Origin of the sequence: Maribacter sp. PR66, assembly GCF_028464205.1 — a bacterium.
GTDB lineage: Bacteria > Bacteroidota > Bacteroidia > Flavobacteriales > Flavobacteriaceae > Maribacter > Maribacter flavus.
Window position 1 is genome coordinate 206,085 of sequence record NZ_JAQPCH010000001.1, and the last position, 17,496, is coordinate 223,580.

At 43.1% G+C, this 17,496-nt stretch carries 20 protein-coding genes; 16 read left to right on the forward strand and 4 right to left on the reverse strand.

Annotated features, from left to right (window positions below):
• The first annotated feature begins 2 nt into the window (after positions 1-2).
• The 9 genes from PP181_RS00830 (at position 3) to PP181_RS00870 (ending at position 4,426) form a co-directional block, all read left to right on the forward strand.
• Positions 3-368 (forward strand): cupin domain-containing protein, encoded by a 366-nt coding sequence (locus tag PP181_RS00830; protein ID WP_154917388.1) that lies wholly within the window; start codon positions 3-5, stop codon positions 366-368.
• Positions 369-375: 7 nt separating this feature from the next.
• Complete coding sequence (locus PP181_RS00835) at positions 376-1,320, forward strand: 2-hydroxyacid dehydrogenase (RefSeq protein WP_272635610.1); 945 nt, start codon at positions 376-378, stop codon at positions 1,318-1,320.
• Positions 1,321-1,352: 32 nt separating this feature from the next.
• Positions 1,353-1,724: a VOC family protein gene (locus PP181_RS00840; protein ID WP_272635611.1), complete on the forward strand. Its 372-nt coding sequence runs from the start codon at positions 1,353-1,355 to the stop codon at positions 1,722-1,724.
• Position 1,725: 1 nt separating this feature from the next.
• Entirely contained in the window at positions 1,726-2,181 is a 456-nt protein-coding gene (locus PP181_RS00845; RefSeq protein ID WP_272635612.1) for a DUF1801 domain-containing protein, read from the forward strand.
• Between the two features lie 7 nt (positions 2,182-2,188).
• Positions 2,189-2,575: a VOC family protein gene (locus PP181_RS00850; protein ID WP_154917392.1), complete on the forward strand. Its 387-nt coding sequence runs from the start codon at positions 2,189-2,191 to the stop codon at positions 2,573-2,575.
• Between the two features lie 53 nt (positions 2,576-2,628).
• Complete coding sequence (locus tag PP181_RS00855) at positions 2,629-3,015, forward strand: TM2 domain-containing protein (protein WP_138257900.1); 387 nt, start codon at positions 2,629-2,631, stop codon at positions 3,013-3,015.
• Positions 3,016-3,091: 76 nt separating this feature from the next.
• Positions 3,092-3,415 (forward strand): ArsR/SmtB family transcription factor, encoded by a 324-nt coding sequence (locus PP181_RS00860; protein ID WP_154918490.1) that lies wholly within the window; start codon positions 3,092-3,094, stop codon positions 3,413-3,415.
• A gap of 16 nt (positions 3,416-3,431) precedes the next feature.
• Positions 3,432-3,917: a DUF6428 family protein gene (locus PP181_RS00865; protein WP_154917393.1), complete on the forward strand. Its 486-nt coding sequence runs from the start codon at positions 3,432-3,434 to the stop codon at positions 3,915-3,917.
• A 14-nt stretch (positions 3,918-3,931) separates the two neighbouring features.
• Complete coding sequence (locus PP181_RS00870; protein WP_272635613.1) at positions 3,932-4,426, forward strand: GNAT family N-acetyltransferase; 495 nt, start codon at positions 3,932-3,934, stop codon at positions 4,424-4,426.
• Positions 4,427-4,430: 4 nt separating this feature from the next.
• Here PP181_RS00870 and PP181_RS00875 read toward each other — a convergent pair whose 3' ends face one another.
• From PP181_RS00875 to PP181_RS00885, 3 genes are all read right to left on the reverse strand, one after another.
• Positions 4,431-6,245 (reverse strand): lysophospholipid acyltransferase family protein, encoded by a 1,815-nt coding sequence (locus tag PP181_RS00875; RefSeq protein WP_272635614.1) that lies wholly within the window; start codon positions 6,243-6,245, stop codon positions 4,431-4,433.
• 84 nt (positions 6,246-6,329) lie between these two features.
• The gene (locus PP181_RS00880; protein ID WP_272635615.1) at positions 6,330-7,577 is read right to left on the reverse strand and encodes an aspartate kinase; all 1,248 of its coding nucleotides are present in this window, start codon (positions 7,575-7,577) and stop codon (positions 6,330-6,332) included.
• A gap of 23 nt (positions 7,578-7,600) precedes the next feature.
• Positions 7,601-8,080, reverse strand: a complete 480-nt coding sequence (locus tag PP181_RS00885; RefSeq protein WP_272635616.1) for a GNAT family N-acetyltransferase — start codon at positions 8,078-8,080, stop codon at positions 7,601-7,603.
• Between the two features lie 108 nt (positions 8,081-8,188).
• Here PP181_RS00885 and fbp point away from each other — a divergent pair, with 108 nt between their 5' ends.
• Positions 8,189-9,199: a class 1 fructose-bisphosphatase gene (gene fbp, locus PP181_RS00890; RefSeq protein ID WP_272635617.1), complete on the forward strand. Its 1,011-nt coding sequence runs from the start codon at positions 8,189-8,191 to the stop codon at positions 9,197-9,199.
• 167 nt (positions 9,200-9,366) lie between these two features.
• Here fbp and PP181_RS00895 read toward each other — a convergent pair whose 3' ends face one another.
• The gene (locus tag PP181_RS00895; protein ID WP_272635618.1) at positions 9,367-9,789 is read right to left on the reverse strand and encodes a tellurite resistance TerB family protein; all 423 of its coding nucleotides are present in this window, start codon (positions 9,787-9,789) and stop codon (positions 9,367-9,369) included.
• 243 nt (positions 9,790-10,032) lie between these two features.
• Between PP181_RS00895 and PP181_RS00900 the strand changes: the two genes are divergently transcribed.
• From PP181_RS00900 to PP181_RS00925, 6 genes are all read left to right on the forward strand, one after another.
• The gene (locus PP181_RS00900; RefSeq protein ID WP_272635619.1) at positions 10,033-11,055 is read left to right on the forward strand and encodes a ligase-associated DNA damage response exonuclease; all 1,023 of its coding nucleotides are present in this window, start codon (positions 10,033-10,035) and stop codon (positions 11,053-11,055) included.
• Entirely contained in the window at positions 11,052-12,740 is a 1,689-nt protein-coding gene (locus PP181_RS00905) for an ATP-dependent DNA ligase (RefSeq protein ID WP_272635620.1), read from the forward strand. The genes PP181_RS00900 and PP181_RS00905 overlap by 4 nt, the downstream gene beginning before the upstream one ends.
• A gap of 104 nt (positions 12,741-12,844) precedes the next feature.
• The gene (locus PP181_RS00910) at positions 12,845-13,153 is read left to right on the forward strand and encodes a GIY-YIG nuclease family protein (RefSeq protein ID WP_154917401.1); all 309 of its coding nucleotides are present in this window, start codon (positions 12,845-12,847) and stop codon (positions 13,151-13,153) included.
• A gap of 82 nt (positions 13,154-13,235) precedes the next feature.
• Entirely contained in the window at positions 13,236-15,701 is a 2,466-nt protein-coding gene (locus tag PP181_RS00915) for a ligase-associated DNA damage response DEXH box helicase (RefSeq protein ID WP_154917402.1), read from the forward strand.
• A gap of 99 nt (positions 15,702-15,800) precedes the next feature.
• A complete protein-coding gene (gene pdeM, locus PP181_RS00920) occupies positions 15,801-16,454 on the forward strand; it encodes a ligase-associated DNA damage response endonuclease PdeM (RefSeq protein ID WP_154917403.1) in 654 nt (217 codons plus the stop codon).
• A gap of 85 nt (positions 16,455-16,539) precedes the next feature.
• On the forward strand, positions 16,540-17,331 hold the full coding sequence (locus PP181_RS00925; RefSeq protein WP_272635621.1) for a tryptophan-rich sensory protein: 792 nt from the start codon (positions 16,540-16,542) through the stop codon (positions 17,329-17,331).
• The last annotated feature ends 165 nt before the right edge of the window (positions 17,332-17,496 follow it).

The following is a 17,496-nucleotide window of genomic DNA, read 5'->3' on the forward strand; positions in this document are numbered from 1 at the left end:
AAATGAAAACCATCAATCTTCAGGAAAAACATAGTCGGTTCAACACGTATTGGCACCCACATCAAATAGCGGTCGTGGACGACATGCAGGTGTTATTGGCAAAGGTTAAAGGTGAGTTTGTTTGGCATTCCCATGAACATGAAGATGAATTGTTTCAGGTCATAAAGGGGACACTCTACATGCAATTTAGGGACCGTACCGAAGTAGTAAGGGAAGGTGAAATTATTGTCGTACCAAAAGGGGTGGAACATTGTCCCAAGACCGATGAGGGCAAGGAAGTCCATATCCTTTTATTTGAAAAAATTTCCACGGCCCATACAGGCAATGTAACCCATGACCTCACCCAGACCACCTATCCAAAAATTTAAATATCCTATGAAAGTACTTCATGTAGATAGAAACCATCCCTTGATTATTGAACAATTCAACGCAATGGGGTTTGTAAATGATGAGGACTATGTTTCCACAAAGAAAGCGATAGAAGAGAAAATTGGGGACTACGACGGACTCATTATCCGAAGCCGATTTACCATTGACGCCTCTTTTCTGGACAAGGCGAAGCACTTAAAATTCATTGGACGCTTGGGCGCAGGTTTGGAGAATATCGATACCCGGTATGCCAAGTCCTTGGGCATATTTTTGGCCGCTGCGCCGGAAGGAAATAGAAACGCCGTTGGGGAACATGCCTTGGGCATGCTCCTGTCTCTCTTCAATAAATTGAACAAGGCTGATGCCGAAGTCAGGAACGGCAAATGGGACCGCGAAGGCAACCGAGGGGTAGAATTGGAGGGTAAGGTAGTAGGTATCGTAGGATACGGAAACATGGGAAAATCCTTTGCCAAAAAACTAAAGGGTTTTGATGTAGAGGAGGTTATCTGTTATGACATCATAGGTGGCGTAGAGGATGAAAATGCCCGGCAAGTAGGCATCATGGAGTTACACCAGAGAACCGATGTCCTAAGCCTGCACGTTCCCCAAACCGATGCTACCATAGGCATGGTCAATACGGAATTTTTGAGCAAATTCCACAATGATATCTGGATCATCAACACGGCCCGTGGCAAATGCATAAATACGGCCGATTTGGTCGGTGCCTTGAAATCGGGGAAAGTGTTGGGCGCTGGTTTAGACGTCCTTGAATATGAAAAATCCTCCTTTGAAAATATGTTTGCCGGAAAAGGACTTCCCGAGGCCTTTGAATATTTGACCCATGCGGAAAATGTCATCCTCTCCCCCCATGTGGCCGGTTGGACGGTAGAGAGCAAAATTAAGTTGGCACAGACCGTGGTGGACAAAATCAAAAATAAATTTGTAGCTTAAGGGATTGATAGTCAAACTTAAACACCTTTAAAATGAACTTAGGCTCTTTTTCCGTAAGCCTTAGTGTCAAGGACATTAAGGCCTCCAAAGCGTTTTATGAAGCTTTGGGTTTCTCGGTTTTCCATGGCGATATTGAACAAAATTGGCTGATTCTAAAAAATGAAACCTCTACCATTGGACTCTTTCAAGGTATGTTTGAAAAGAATATCCTCACCTATAATCCCGGTTGGGATTCCAATGCCAATACCTTGAACAATTATACCGATATTCGTGACATCCAAAAGCAGCTAGAGGGCAAAGGCCTAAACCTTGTTAGAAAAGTGGAAGAAGGCACCTCGGGACCTGCCAGCATTACGTTATTAGATCCAGATGGCAACCCCATTTTAATAGACCAACACGTTTGAGATGCAGTACAAGGCGGATTCACCAGAAGACTATATTTCCCAATTGCCCGAAGAAAGAAAGGCGGTAATTTTGGAAATTAGGAAAAACATCCTGGAAAATCTACCGGAAGGTTTTGAGGAACAGATCAGCTATGGCATGTTGGGCTATGTAGTGCCGCATAGCCTGTATCCCGTCGGTTACCATGTAGATCCGAAACTTCCTCTCCCCTTTATAAATTTGGCGTCCCAAAAGAACTTTGTAGCCCTCTATCATTACGGTCTGTACGCGGACCCCAGGTTGTTGGATTGGTTTAAAACGGAATATCCTAAACACAGTAAACGTAAATTGGATATGGGGAAAAGCTGTATTAGGTTCAAGAACTTGGACGACATTCCCTATGTACTAATTGGGAATCTAGCGCGCAAAATGAGCGTTCAGGACTGGATAGCCCTTTACGAGAATAAAACTGGAAAATAAGAAACGTATGAAAAACAGGGTAACTGGATTGGGCGGATTCTTTTTTAAGACGTCTAATCCAGAAAAAGTAAAAGAGTGGTATAAAACACACCTTGGCTTAAATACAGATAAGTACGGATGTACATTTTGGTGGAAGGATGAGCAAGGAAATGACTGCTCCACCCAATGGAGCCCTATGAACGAAGATACCCAATACTTTAAGCCCAGTACTTCCTCCTTCATGATGAACTTTAGAGTTGAAAACCTAATTGAACTTTTAGAAGTATTGAAAAAGGAGGGAGTTACAATTGTCGGGGAAGTTGAGGAATACGATTATGGTAAGTTTGGTTGGATTCTAGACCCAGATGGCAATAAATTGGAGCTTTGGGAACCTAATGATAAAGTTTTTTTGTGATAACGTTTTATTCTTTACTTTTAAATTATAATTAACCACCTAAAAATAATACCATGTCAGAAGAAAACAAAGATTTTGGCGATAAGGCAGAAGATGCTGCCAACGATTTCGCCAATGAAGCAAAAAAGACCGCAAATGAATTCACTGAAGGCTTAAAAAGTGCTACTGGTGGAAGTGAGAACAAAAAAGTATTGGCGGGTATTCTAGCAATTTTATTGGGTTCGCTTGGGGTACATAAGTTCATACTAGGCTATCAAAAGGAAGGATTCATCCTTTTAGGGGTTTCATTAGCTGCTTATGTTTTGTCATGCTTAGCCGTTGGGCTGTTGTTTGTTTGGATTCCGGGATTAGTCGGTTTGATTGAAGGGATTATCTATCTTACCAAATCAGACGAAGAGTTTTATAACACCTATCAGGTGGGCAAGAAACCTTGGTTCTAAAATTTAAAAGCCTTTATGAAAAAGGCTTTTTTTATTTTAATTTATTATCGTAATATTGCAATATATAAATATTATGATGGGGGTTACCAAAACACAAATTTTTACTGACAAGCAGAACGAACTGGCCGTTATCTTTAAGGTGTTGGCTAATCCTGCACGGATCGCCATCCTCGAATATATAAGCAAGCAGGAAGCCTGTATCTGCAACGATATTGTAGACGAAATAGGCTTGGCCCAACCTACCATTTCCCAGCATTTAAAAGAATTGAAGAGTATCGGTTTAATTTCTGGGGAAATAGAAGGGAAACGGGTATGCTATTGCATCAATCTGGAAAGATGGTCGGCTATTCAAGAAATGTTGAACACCTTTTTCAATAAGACCAAAACAAACTGTTGTTAAAACAAAAAATCATAATATGAAGACAAAAGAGCTTTTAAATATCCTCGAAGTAAATTCTGGTAAAAACTTACTTTTTGAGTATGCCCCTGGCCAATTGGTAGGCGCCAATTACCACATAACGGAAGTTAAAAATGTAACCATTGATTCCGTAGACTGTGGTGCCCGTCCAGACTTCTGGAAAGAAACTATCATTCAATTATGGGAAAGTCCTTTGGAAATCGGAAAAAGGGACTATATGTCAGCCTATAAAGCACTTTCCATTCTTAAAAAAGTCGACAAAGTAAAGCCCATGGAAAGGGACGTTGAGGTAAAATTTGAATATAGCAACAATAATTTTCACACCGCACAACTGTTCGTTAACGACTATGAAGTTTCCAATGAGGACCTAATTTTAAAGTTAGGGGTAGAAAAAACGGATTGCAAGGCAAAGGAACTATGTGGCGTTCCTGAAACAGTTGTGGCCCCAGCTTCAGCTTGTGCCCCTGGCAATGGTTGTTGTTAACCATCAAAATACCAATGATTACCATTAGAACCATGGACCCATCCGATTGGGTTCAAGTGGCCACGATCTACAAAGAAGGAATTGATACAGGCATGGCCACTTTTGAGACCCAGATTCCCACTTACGACAAATGGGACAGGTCACACTTGAAAATTTGTCGGTTTGTGGGACTTTATGAGGACAATCTTGCTGGATGGGCAGCGATAGCACCTGTCTCTAGCCGACATGTATACAGGGGCGTAGCGGAGGTCAGCATATACATAGGTGAAAAGTACAGGGGGCTGGGCCTTGGAAAAGCCCTTTTAGAACATTTGATTTTGGAAAGTGAAGCACAAGGATTTTGGACCTTACAATCGGGGATTTTTCCATTGAACCAAACAAGTATAAAACTACACGAATCGGTAGGTTTCAGAAAAATCGGTGTCCGCGAGCAGGTTGGAAATTTGAACGGTGTTTGGATTGATAACGTACTTTTTGAAAGACGCAGTACGGTTATCGGTATAGATTAAAACCTTATTCTTGATTTTGTTGGGATTCAGCCAACTTGCGTTCCAATTCCGCCTGAAATTCCTCCATGACCGGTTTTACGGTACTTTCGGGCAAATCGGCTATTTTAATGTACATGAGACCATCCACAGAATTATTGAACAAGGGGTCCACGTTAAATGCGACCACTTTGGCGTTCTGCTTGATGTATTTTTTGATAAGGACGGGCAAACGCAGGCTACCGGGTTCCACCTCATCGATCATCTTATCGAACTTATTTAAATCGGCCTGTGTCTCATCAAAGACAAACTCTTTATCGGCATCCTTAAGCTTTACCTTGAATTCCTTTTTGGGCCGAATGTATTGGGCCACATAGGGATCCCAATAATGCGACTTCATAAACTCGATCATCAAGCTCTTTGAAAAATTGGAAAATTGGTTGCTGATACTTACGCCCCCTATTAGGTATTTATGCTCCGGATGGCGCAAGGTCGTATGGACGATCCCTTTCCATAATAAGAACAGGGGCATGGGTTTTTGCTGGTATTCCTTGGTAATGTAGGCCCTTCCCATTTCAATGGAATTTTTCATCATCCCATACAATTCCGGTTCTACCCTGAACAGGTCCTGCAAATAGAACCCGTCGATACCGTATTCCGGGAAAATTTCCGAACCCAGACCCATGCGGTAGGCACCCACAATGCATTTTTCCGCATCGTCCCATAAAAAAAGATGGTAATAATAGGAATCGAACTTGTCCAGGTCAATGGAATTATTGGTGCCCTCCCCTATCTCCCGAAAGGTAACCTCTCGCTGCCGTCCAATTTCCTTGAGGATAAAAGGCATATCCTTCTCCTTGGCTAGGAAAACCTCGTAGTTCTTACTTTGCAACAACCTGCAATCCTTTTCCCGAAGCTTTTCGATTTCGCCCTGCATCACCTCTTTTCGCATGGCGGAAGCAATCTTTTTGGGCGGTTTGGGGATTTTTAGGGAAGTGGGTATTTGGTCTATCAGCCGTTCCTTTTCGTAGGCGTTGGAGAGAATATAGGTCTTTCTTCGCAACAGATCTGAAAATTCCACCATGTCTTCCTGTTCCTTTTGGGTCTGTACCGTTATAGGCTGGCCGATCCTGATTTTTATGGGTCTGTTATGTTGTGAAAATACCTGTGAAGGAATCATAGCCGTTCTAAAAATATCGTTCAGTTTGGAAAGCCTATAAAAAAGCTTGCTATTTCTGGCATGAAAATAAATAGGGACTACCGGTACCTCCGCCTTTCTTATTAGCTTTAAGACAGCATCTTCCCAAGGTTTGTCCACGATCAATTTTCCATCGCGATACGTGGAAACTTCCCCTGCCGGAAATATCCCCAAGGGATGCCCATCCCTTAGATGTGTGAGTGTCCTTTTAAATCCGCTCACACTACTTTTGGCATCCTTATGCCCTTCGAACGGATTTACCGGAAGAATGTAAGGGTCCAATGGCACCATACGCTGTAACAGGAAGTTGGCCATGATCTTGAAATCCGGTCTTTTGGGAAGCAATAGGTTCATCAGCAGAACACCGTCAATAGCTCCCAAGGGATGGTTGCTAATGGTGATGAACGGGCCGTCTTTGGGCAATCGCCTAAAATCCTCTTCGGGAATTTCAAAATCGATTTCAAAATGGTCCAAAACGGCCTGGGTAAATTCCTTGCCTTCCAAGTGCGAAATACTATCGTAAAACCTATTGACACCGGATATGCGGGTGACCTTCATCAACACCCAACCTATAAAAGTTCCCAGAAAGCCGTACTTGGACAAGTTAACGGCCTTTGCCACTTCTTTTGCGGTCACTAAACCCATACCCTAAACAATTTCAGGGCATAAATATAGGAAAATGGTAGTGGAGGTCACTATTTTAAAGAAGGGAAAAAATAGCGCAGAAGGCTATTTCACCACTAATTGCACCGTTTCCTTACCCCGCTGTTCCAACAGAACTTCATGCCCATTGACCAAGGATTCGAGTGCTTGGGCGTTAAAATGCCGGATGGTGTAGAGCGAAACATCCTCATGGTGTACCACCTTGAACTTACTTTTTAATTGCTGTAAAAGATCTTGCAAACCACCAAATTTGTTATCTACACAAACTGAAAAACTTATTGCGGAATTTTGGATCAGGTCCACCTTGATCTTAAAGTCATGAAATAGCTTGAAAATCTCACTGATGTTGTTCTCCACCATGAAGGAAAAATCCAGTGAGGACAATTTCATAAGCACTTGGTTTTTCTTAACGATGAAGCAGGGAACTTTGGGTTCGATGCCCATGCCCTTGCCCACCGTAGTCCCGGGGTCCTTGGGGTTCAAAAATGATTTTACATGTAAGGGTATTTCCTTACGCTGTAACGGCTGCAGGGTCTTTGGATGTATGACCGATGCACCATAGAAGGCAAGTTCGATCGCCTCTCGATAGGATATATTGTTCAACAACTGCGTTTCCTTAAAATATCTAGGATCTGCGTTCAAAACACCGGGCACATCCTTCCAGATGGTCACGGAGTCTGCATTAAGGCAATAGGCGAGAATGGCAGCGGTATAATCCGACCCCTCCCTTCCCAAAGTGGTCGTAAAGTTGTTGTCGTCACTACCCAAAAAACCTTGGGTGATGTTCAGTACCTTCTTATCGATATCCGCTACATTGGCCTGGGTCCTTTCCCAGTTTACGGTAGTGTCCCTGTAACTGTTATCGGTCTTGATATAATTGCGCACGTCCAACCAGTTATTGGCGATACCGACTTTCTCCAAATAGGCACTGATAATGGTGGTAGAAATCAATTCTCCATATCCTACAATTTGGTCATAGACAAAATTGTAATTGGGGGATTTGTTCCAGACCAAAAATCCGTTGATCTCATCGATCAACACCTTAAAGTCCTTATAAATTTTATGTTGTTTGTTCTCAAACAGATCGTTTATGATGCCGTTGTGGTACTCCACAATGTTAGATATTTTCGAGGGAATGTCCTTCTTGTTCTTAAAATAGGCATTTACCACCTCTTCCATGGCATTGGTGGTCTTTCCCATGGCGGAAACTACTAACAGCGTGTTTTCATAGCCTACTGTCTGCAATACGTTTACTACATTTTTTACCGCTTCCGCATCTTTCACGGAGGCACCTCCAAACTTAAATACTCTCATACACGAATTACGATTCTAAAATTTTAAATCTTCGCCAAATAGTTGGCTATCCCTTTTTCATCCAAGTGCACCACGTCCCAATCGCGTTTTACATCTGCACCTTTGCTTTTATAAAATTCAATAGCAGGTTCGTTCCAATCGAGCACCTCCCAACTTATCCTTTTTACACCCAATTTGTGGCCATACTTCACTACCTTATTCAACAAAGCGGTCCCCAAACCACTTCCACGCATTTTCTCCGTGACGATGAGATCCTCCAAGTGGATGATGGGTCCCTTCCATGTAGAATATCTGGGGTAGACCAAGGCCATTCCAACGATAACCCCTTCCTGTTCGGCCACGAAACAGTGGAATAACTTATCATCTCCAAAGCCACTCCTTTCCAGATCGGCCACGGTAACCTCAACCGCATTTTCCTCTTTTTCGAATACGGCAAGCTCCCGGATCAATTCCAACACCTGTACCATATCCTCCCTTCGGGAAGCTCTGATATTATAATTCATTGTTACAAATAAAACACAAAGTTATAATTTTAAACAAAGAAGTGAAAACCAAACACAAGAGTTTCACAAAATAGGCGTTATTTGTAGTGAGATCAACCTTTATATCCTATGTCGGCCTTCAGAAAACAAACCTTAGGGGAATTTATCATTGAAAACCAGAAATCTTTCCAATATTCCTCTGGGGAACTATCCAAATTAATCAACGCCATTCGTTTGGCTGCCAAGGTGGTAAACCACGAAGTCAACAAGGCGGGGCTAGTGGATATAATTGGTACCTCGGGCGAGACCAATATCCAAGGGGAAAACCAACAGAAATTGGATGTTTTTGCCAATGAAAAGTTCATACAGACCTTAACCAATAGGGAAATTGTCTGTGGAATAGCATCCGAAGAAGAGGATAGTTTCATTTCTATAAACAGCAGTGATGAAAACCATCAGAATAAATATGTAGTGCTCATAGACCCTTTGGACGGTTCCTCCAATATAGATGTAAACGTATCTGTAGGTACTATCTTTTCCATTTACAGAAGGGTGACCCCGGTTGGTACCCCAGTCACCATTGAGGACTTTCTACAACCTGGTAACCAACAGGTTGCCGCGGGTTACGTTGTTTACGGAACCTCCACCATGATTGTCTACACAACTGGCGATGGTGTTAACGGTTTTACCCTCAACCCAGCTTTGGGAACCTTTTACCTATCGCACCCCAATATGAAATTTCCAGAAAACGGCAAGATTTATTCCGTGAACGAAGGGAACTACGTTCATTTTCATCAAGGGGTGAAGGACTTTATCAAATATTGCCAAATGGAGGAAGAAGACAGGCCCTACACATCAAGGTACATTGGGTCTTTGGTATCGGATTTTCATCGGAACATGATAAAGGGCGGCATTTATATGTACCCCAAAAGTAGCCTCACTGGAAACGGAAAATTGAGATTACTGTATGAATGCAATCCCATGGCCTTTATTGCAGAGCAGGCGAACGGAATCGCCATTGGTGGTAAAACGCGGATTCTGGACATACAACCTACCGAACTGCACCAACGTGTTCCCTTTTTCTGCGGTAGCCGGAAAATGGTGGAAAAACTGCAGGAATTCCTGGATAAGTACCAGTAAACAACCTCGGGGCAAGCTCAGGAGATATTCTTCGAAAACGAACTTTTAATTTTGATGCCTGCCCGACTGGCGTTCAGGCGGGCAAGCCTTGGTGTATTATACCTTTTGGCGGTGCCAATAAAAAAGGGAGCGAATCGCTCCCCTTTCTGTTTCAAGTGCTTTGTAAATTATTTCTTGACCAAATAGAGGTAATCCTCAAAATCAAGTTTACCTCCAAAAATTTGAACGGAACGTTCTATAACTTTATCTGCCTTTTCCCCATTAAAACCTAGTCCAATAGCATATTTTTTAACCAGAATCTTTTCTTCCGGATCCATTTCATGATCAGAATAAATAATCCTGAACAAATCATAAAGTCGCTCCAAACGTTTCTCGGAATCAAGCGGCGCCTCAATAGGATACTTGTTCTCTTTTTTAAGGACTTCCTTATATTCGGACTGTGTGATATCCAGTTTGGTGGCAAATCGGTCCAATAAAAGCTTTTCCTCCGTACTTACCTCTCCATCAACAGAGGCAAGAGTAGCGAGGGCCGCAAAATGTGCCAAATTTCTTCTATGTTCTCCACTGGTATATAAATCTGCAATGGCCATAATCGTATTTTGTTTTATTGGGCAAATATAATTTTTTTACAGGTCATAGTTTATATCCTGCCCAACTTTGTTTCTAAGCAAATTTGTAACTTCACGATTCTATGAAATGAGCCATAACAAGTCCTGATTCCCACCTTGATGGTTATTGGCGAAATCAAAGATTCATGAATACCTTTTTAAAATACAATAAACAGCGATGTGAATAATTGCATCTGACCATTTAATACCATTAAATATAAACAGATGAAATCACCCCTTTTAAAATTTACCGATAAAGGTATCTATTGTGAAAAAGCGGACGTTTACCTAGATCCGTGGAAACCTGTTAAAAAGGCTATTATCACCCACGGCCATGCGGACCACAGTCGCTGGGGAAACGAACAGTATATCACGCATCCAAGGAACATTCCCATTATTTCACATCGGTTGGGCGACATTAATACCACTGGATTTGAATGGGGCGAAACCTTCACCATAAACAACGTAAAATTTAGTCTACATCCCGCGGGACATATCATTGGGGCCTCGCAAGTAAGGGTAGAACATAAAGGAGAGGTTTGGGTATTTACCGGGGATTACAAAACGGAGGATGATGGAATATCCACCCCTTATGAGCCGGTAAAAAGCCATACGTTTATCACCGAATGTACCTTTGGACTTCCAGCCTTTAAATGGTTGCCCCAAAAAGAAGTGTTAGCGGACATCAACGATTGGTGGCGGCAAAACAAAAAGGAAGGTAAGACCTCCATCCTATTTGGCTATAGTCTTGGAAAGGCACAACGACTGTTAAAGTATTTGGATACCGATATTGGTACTATCTATACCCATGGCGCCATTGAAAATATGACGGAAGTCCTAAGGCCGATGGTCTCCTTCCCACCCACCAAATTGGTTATCAAAGAAACCACCAAAAAGGAACTTTTGGGAAACATCGTTTTAGCCCCTCCCAGTGCCCATGGCAGCCCTTGGATCAGGAAGATGGTGCCCTATGTAACGGCATCGGCAAGTGGTTGGATGACCTTTCGGGGAGCTAGACGCAGACGAGCCATCGACAAAGGTTTTGTCCTTAGCGATCATTGCGATTGGCAAGGCTTACTTTCCAGTATTGAAGCTACAGGCGCAGAAAAAGTCATTTGTACGCATGGCTATAGCGATATTTTTTCCCGATACCTTAGGGAACAAGGATACGATGCACGCACCGAAGCCACTCAATATGAAGGCGAACAGGGCGAGATGGAAACCTCTAAATCGGTATCTGAATCATGAAACGATTTGCGCAACTTATTAAGACGCTGGACAGCACTAACAAGACTACCGTTAAGGTTGATGCCCTCACCCAATACTTTTTGAAGGCTAATGATACCGATAAAGTTTGGACCATCGCCATCCTATCGCACCGCAGGCCTCCCAGACCCGTGAACACGACACTTTTAAGGGAATGGGCATCGGAACTTGCGAACATCCCTTTATGGCTTTTTGAGGAGAGCTACCACATTGTTGGCGACCTGGCCGAAACCATCTCCTTGGTGGTCCCTTCATCAAAAGCGTCCACAGGGAAGACCCTGACCCAATTCTTGGAGGAGATGATAGCGCTCAAAAAGAAATCGGACCATGACAAAAAGCAATATCTTTTTGAAAATTGGAAGGAACTGGATTATTACGAACGGTTCGTTTTCACCAAATTGATAACAGGCGGCTTTCGCATTGGAGTGAGTCAGAAATTGATGACAAGGGCACTCTCCAAGGCCACTGAAATTGACGAGGACATTCTCGCCTATAAGTTAATGGGGAATTGGGACCCCAATACAATTTCCTTTCAGCAACTGGTTTTGGAAGAGCACAAATCCGACTACCTATCCAAACCCTATCCCTTTTATTTGGCCTATGCGCTGGAAGAAGTCCCGGAAAGTTTGGGCGATGTTAACGAATGGTCCATGGAACACAAATGGGACGGTATACGTTCACAGGTCATCCTAAGAAATGATGAAATCTTTGTCTGGAGCCGGGGCGAGGAACTGGTTACAGACAAGTACCCGGAATTTGAACAGTTTATCAGTTTTATTCCCAATGGAACGGTCATCGATGGCGAAATATTACCCTACCCAAAAGGACAAATAGGGACCTTTAACGACTTGCAAAAACGAATCGGGAGGAAATCGGTTTCAAAATCCCTCCTCACAAAAGTTCCCGTCATTCTTAAAGCATATGATTTATTGGAATGGCAGGGAACGGATATCCGGCAGAAACCTTTTTCCGAACGCAGACAATTGTTGGAAGCTCTGTTTGAAACCGTGGCTACGACTACGCTCAGCCACCAGAAATCAAAAACTACAGAGCAAAGTGAAAGTGGGGGCACTCAACGAAATCGAAGTGATTTGCCCCTACAACTCTCGGAAACCATGCAGTTTGATTCCTGGCAGGAGGTTGCCAAAGAAAGGGAGCTTTCCAGAGAAAAACACAGTGAAGGCCTCATGCTCAAAAAACTCGACTCACCGTACCTCGTAGGCCGAAAAAAAGGGGATTGGTGGAAATGGAAGGTGGATCCATTGACCATTGATGCCGTGCTTACCTATGCCATGCGAGGGCACGGGCGCAGAAGCAATTTGTTTACCGATTACACTTTCGCCCTATGGGACGAAAATGAGAACGGGGAACGGGAACTGGTGACCTTTGCGAAAGCGTACTTCGGACTCACCGATGCCGAATTTAGAACATTGGATGCATGGATCAAGAAAAACACATTGGAACGTTTTGGCCCGGTACGAAGTGTGACCCCACATCATGTGTTTGAAATTGCCTTTGAAGGAATCGCCCTGTCCAATAGGCACAAAAGTGGCGTTGCTACCCGTTTTCCCCGTATGCTACGATGGCGACAGGATAAAAACATTCATGAAGCGAATAGTTTGGGTGATTTGAAAGCACTCATTCCGAATTCCGCCAAAGCGGAATGAAGGAATCTCTCAATAAAAAACCACTTAACTAAAATGAAGAACAAAGCTAAAGCAAATAAGAACCGACTTGAAACAGATTGCTTCGCTGAGCTTGTAATTGTTATATGAAAGGATATTGCTACATTTTAACAAACAAGAACAAAACGGTACTTTACGTAGGAGCTACCAACAACTTGAAAAGGCGAATCAGAGATCATAAAGAAGGAAAGTATCCCAATGCGTTTACAAAAAGATACAATTGCGATAAACTCGTTTATTTTGAGGAATTTGAAGATGTAAAAGATGCCTTTGAAAGGGAGCAGCAATTAAAAGCAGGCAATCGGAAGCGGAAGGAAGAATCCATTAATTCCAAGAACCCAGAATGGAAAGATTTGTCAGAAGACTGGTTTGATAGGGAAGTGGATTCTGAATAACTTTTACCTTATATTGAACGGATTGCTTCGTTCCAAATTAAATTTAGAATACTTCAACAGATTACTTCGCTGCGCTCGTAATATGAACCGACAACAACTTTTTGAAATCGCAAATTCTTGGTTCACCAATCAGGACTGGAAACCCTTCCCCTTTCAAAAGGACACCTGGAAAGCATTTCTTCAGGGCAAAAACGGACTCTTGAACGCCCCTACCGGAAGTGGCAAGACGTATGCCCTATGGTTTCCCATAGTTCTTAATTACATCAAACAAAATCCAAATTATAAGACTAAGCATAAAAAAGGGCTCAAGGCCATTTGGATTACCCCATTAAGAGCATTATCCCAAGAAATTAAGCAATCGGCCGAGCGTGTTGTTACCGATTTGGAAACCCAAATGACCGTGGGAATTCGCTCTGGGGACACCACTACCAAAACTAGGGCAGCGCAAAAAAAACAAATGCCCGATTTACTGATTACCACCCCGGAAAGCCTGCAGCTCCTTTTGGCCACAAAAGGCTATGACAAAATATTCAAGGACTGCCAGGCCATAGTGGTGGATGAGTGGCATGAAATTTTGGGAACCAAACGGGGCGTACAAATGGAACTGGCCCTGTCCCGACTCAAATCGATTTGCAAAAAACTTCGTATTTGGGGCATTTCGGCTACTATAGGGAATATGGAACAGGCCCGCGAAGTTTTGTTGGGCCCTGCCTCCAAAGCCTTGGAAAATTCGGTCTTGATCAAGGCAAACCTCAACAAAAAAATAACGGTCAAAAGTATCATTCCCAATAAAATGGAGACCTTCCCATGGCGGGGACACCTTGGACTCCATTTGTTGGAGTATGTAGTCCCCATCATCAAGAACAGCAGGACTACCCTACTCTTTACCAATACCCGAAGCCAATGCGAAATTTGGTTTCAAAAGATTCTGGAAAAACACCCGGAGTTTGCCGGTGAAATAGCCATGCACCATGGGAGTATCAACAAGGAAACACGTATTTGGGTAGAGAACGCCATCCGAAACGAAAGCCTTAAAGCGGTGGTATGTACCTCCAGCTTGGACCTTGGGGTTGATTTCGCCCCCGTGGAAACCGTGGTCCAGATTGGCGGGCCCAAAGGGGTTGCCCGCTTTCTACAACGCGCGGGAAGAAGTGGCCACAGACCGGGGAAGGAAAGCGTTATCTATTTTTTGCCCACCCATGCGATTGAACTCATAGAGGCTTCGGCATTGCAAAAGGCCGTGAAACACAATACCGTTGAGGACCGTATTCCCTACCTGAATAGTTACGATGTCCTATTGCAATATTTGACCACCTTGGCCATTTCCGATGGGTTTTATCCAAATAAGATTTTCAAGGAAGTATCGGAAACCTTTTGCTATCAGGCAATGAGCGAGGATTATTGGCAATGGCTGTTGAACTTTTTGGTCATGGGAAGCCAAAGCTTGCAATCCTATGATGAGTATAAAAAAGTGGAAATTGAGGAGGACGGCAAATTCAAGGTGAACAACAGGGGCGTAGCCATGCGACACCGATTTCAAATCGGGACCATCGTTGGCGATGTGAACCTTACCGTGAAATATCAAAAGGGTGGCTATATAGGTACTATTGAGGAATACTTCGTATCAAAACTCAATAAGGGCGATGTCTTCACGTTTGCTGGCAGGAATCTGGAATTCATTAGAATAAAGGATATGCAGGTGCATGTAAAAAATTCCAAGAAAAAAACAAGCAAGGTCTCTAGTTGGATGGGCAGTAGGTTGACGCTCTCCGCCCAGATGTCGGAATTACTTCGGAACGAATTGTACAGTTCCGGTGAAGCGATGGAAAACCAATCGGTGGAAATCCGATCCCTGGCCCACATTTTTGAACGACAGCGCAGGGAAAGCATCGTGCCCCAACCCGATGAATTCCTCATTGAAACCTTTAAAAGTAGGGATGGTCACCATGCGGTTTTCTACCCTTTTGAAGGACGTTTCGTCCATGAAGCCATGGGAAGTCTTCTGGGATATCGCATCAGTCTGCTATCCCCCATTACCTTTTCCCTCGCCTTTAACGATTATGGTTTTGAATTGCTTTCGGACAAACCGATTGATATGCAACAGGTTTTGGACAACAACCTTTTTACGACCGATTTTCTTTTGGACGACCTACAGAAAAGTTTGAACGCCACCGAAATGGCACGACGAAAGTTCAGGGACATCGCGATCATTAGCGGGATGGTCTTTACCGGCTACCCAAACAAAGGCATCAAAATGAAGCACTTACAAAGTAATTCGCAACTCTTGTTCGAAGTTTTTAGGGATTACGAACCGGACAATCTGCTCTTTCAACAGGCCTTTACGGAAACCTTTGAACATCAGCTGGAAGAAGGTCGATTGCGACTTTCCATGGAACGTATAGCGACACAAAAAATCATATGGAAACAGTGTGAAAAGCCAACGCCCTTTGCCTTCCCCTTAATCACCGACCGATTAAGCCGTGAGCGACTTTCCAGTGAAAAGTTGGAGGACCGTATCCGCAGAATGGCGGCCCTATTGATGAAGTAAGACCATTAGCCCCCAGAGGTGGAATCCTTATTTAAACTAGTCCTTTACAGATACATTTACATTTCAATAAATCAAACCCAGATTTGTATTTTTACCCGCATGACCCATCCCATTCAAATTAAAGAGGAATCCTTCCAGTTACATTATTCCGGTGCCTTGTTCTGGGAAAACCAGTCGCTGCTGATGATGAGCGATGTACATCTAGGAAAGATCTCCCATTTTAGGAAGTATGGTGCCGCCGTACCGCAACACGCCCTTTTAAAAAACTTTGAGACCATGGACGTAGCCATTGCCCAATTTGACCCAAAACACGTGGTATTTATGGGAGATCTCTTTCATTCTTCACTGAACAAGGAATGGGAATTATTTGAAGATTGGGTTGGGCAAAAAAAAATGCAACTGACTTTGGTAGAGGGAAATCATGATATTATATCGCCCGTGAAATATGAAGCCTTGGGTATCACCATCACACCTGAGTTTTCATTGGGCAACTTTTTCATGACCCACCATCCGGAGGAGCGGGAAGGCCAGTTCAATTTTTCAGGGCATCTACACCCTGCCGTCCGTCTTACCGGACTTGGTAGGCAATCCGTGCGTTTGCGCTGTTTTTACAAATCATCTGTACAGATGATATTACCTGCAATGGGCGAGTTTACGGGATCCCATACCATGGCGGTTACAAAGGAGTGCGAAGTCTTCGCCATTTTGGGGGATACGGTACTGCCTGTCCAGGTACATGGCCGTAAGGCATAAAATTTATTGCAACTCGACCCAAAATTCCTTCGTTACCACACGTGGACATCCTTTGTTTCCCGTATGTTTATACAAAGAAAAAGTTATGAACAAGATCTATGCAGTGCTAAACCTCCTATCGGTCCTACTGGTTATTGGGGTGAACTATATCTCGCAGGCCGTGCGACTTAACGATACCACCATTGGAGAGGTAAGCAACACTTATGGCAATCTATTCACTCCCGCCGGCTATGCCTTTTCTATTTGGGGACTGATTTTTTTGGGACTCCTGGCATTTGCCATTTTTCAAATCCATCGGGCCTTTTTCACTAGAAACTCTACGGAATTTATAAGTCAAATTGGGTATTGGTTCTGCTTGGCCAATATCTTGAACAGTGCTTGGGTAATTGCCTTTGTTTACGATTATACGGGACTTTCCGTTTTGATCATGCTAGGTATTCTTTTTTCATTGATCAGAATTGTTCTGAACACGAATATGGAACGGTGGGATGCACCCAAGGAGCTCATTGCCTTTGTTTGGTGGCCTATTTGTCTGTATAGCGGCTGGATCGCCGTGGCGACCATTGCAAATGTATCGGCCTTTCTTACCAAACTTGGATGGACGGGCGCTCCTTTATCGGAAAGCACTTGGACCATTATACTTGTAGCCGTAGCCACCGCCCTCAATTTATTGATCATAAAAAGACGTTTCATGCGTGAGTTCGCTGCCGTAGGTGTCTGGGCCTTGGTCGCTATTGCAGTGAGGCATTGGAACAATTATCAAGTCATTGCACTTAGCGCCTTGATAGGTGCCCTACTTATTCTTAGCTATATTCTGTGGCAGGGTTTTATGTATAGAAAAAGTAATCCTTTTTATAAAAGTCCTCGACAACTGTAATTAAAGTATTTCCTTTTTAAAATCAATTACTCCCATTTACCTAAATTTATATTCCACTCTTAATCCCAAAGGGACGTCTTCCATTTGTATTCCCTAAACCAACCGATTATCCATAAATCCTTTCTAGAAATACAATTTCGTTTTTAAAAGAGGCTATTTTTTACA

What these genes read in the sequence shown, in the direction of transcription:
- PP181_RS00830 (WP_154917388.1), top strand. Translation starts at nt 3, where the DNA reads ATGAAAACCATCAATCTTCAGGAAAAACATAGTCGGTTCAACACGTAT.
- PP181_RS00835 (WP_272635610.1), top strand. Translation starts at nt 376, where the DNA reads ATGAAAGTACTTCATGTAGATAGAAACCATCCCTTGATTATTGAACAA.
- PP181_RS00840 (WP_272635611.1), top strand. Translation starts at nt 1,353, where the DNA reads ATGAACTTAGGCTCTTTTTCCGTAAGCCTTAGTGTCAAGGACATTAAG.
- PP181_RS00845 (WP_272635612.1), top strand. Translation starts at nt 1,726, where the DNA reads ATGCAGTACAAGGCGGATTCACCAGAAGACTATATTTCCCAATTGCCC.
- PP181_RS00850 (WP_154917392.1), top strand. Translation starts at nt 2,189, where the DNA reads ATGAAAAACAGGGTAACTGGATTGGGCGGATTCTTTTTTAAGACGTCT.
- PP181_RS00855 (WP_138257900.1), top strand. Translation starts at nt 2,629, where the DNA reads ATGTCAGAAGAAAACAAAGATTTTGGCGATAAGGCAGAAGATGCTGCC.
- PP181_RS00860 (WP_154918490.1), top strand. Translation starts at nt 3,092, where the DNA reads ATGGGGGTTACCAAAACACAAATTTTTACTGACAAGCAGAACGAACTG.
- PP181_RS00865 (WP_154917393.1), top strand. Translation starts at nt 3,432, where the DNA reads ATGAAGACAAAAGAGCTTTTAAATATCCTCGAAGTAAATTCTGGTAAA.
- PP181_RS00870 (WP_272635613.1), top strand. Translation starts at nt 3,932, where the DNA reads ATGATTACCATTAGAACCATGGACCCATCCGATTGGGTTCAAGTGGCC.
- PP181_RS00875 (WP_272635614.1), bottom strand. Translation starts at nt 6,245, where the DNA reads ATGGGTTTAGTGACCGCAAAAGAAGTGGCAAAGGCCGTTAACTTGTCC.
- PP181_RS00880 (WP_272635615.1), bottom strand. Translation starts at nt 7,577, where the DNA reads ATGAGAGTATTTAAGTTTGGAGGTGCCTCCGTGAAAGATGCGGAAGCG.
- PP181_RS00885 (WP_272635616.1), bottom strand. Translation starts at nt 8,080, where the DNA reads ATGAATTATAATATCAGAGCTTCCCGAAGGGAGGATATGGTACAGGTG.
- fbp (WP_272635617.1), top strand. Translation starts at nt 8,189, where the DNA reads ATGTCGGCCTTCAGAAAACAAACCTTAGGGGAATTTATCATTGAAAAC.
- PP181_RS00895 (WP_272635618.1), bottom strand. Translation starts at nt 9,789, where the DNA reads ATGGCCATTGCAGATTTATATACCAGTGGAGAACATAGAAGAAATTTG.
- PP181_RS00900 (WP_272635619.1), top strand. Translation starts at nt 10,033, where the DNA reads ATGAAATCACCCCTTTTAAAATTTACCGATAAAGGTATCTATTGTGAA.
- PP181_RS00905 (WP_272635620.1), top strand. Translation starts at nt 11,052, where the DNA reads ATGAAACGATTTGCGCAACTTATTAAGACGCTGGACAGCACTAACAAG.
- PP181_RS00910 (WP_154917401.1), top strand. Translation starts at nt 12,845, where the DNA reads ATGAAAGGATATTGCTACATTTTAACAAACAAGAACAAAACGGTACTT.
- PP181_RS00915 (WP_154917402.1), top strand. Translation starts at nt 13,236, where the DNA reads ATGAACCGACAACAACTTTTTGAAATCGCAAATTCTTGGTTCACCAAT.
- pdeM (WP_154917403.1), top strand. Translation starts at nt 15,801, where the DNA reads ATGACCCATCCCATTCAAATTAAAGAGGAATCCTTCCAGTTACATTAT.
- PP181_RS00925 (WP_272635621.1), top strand. Translation starts at nt 16,540, where the DNA reads ATGAACAAGATCTATGCAGTGCTAAACCTCCTATCGGTCCTACTGGTT.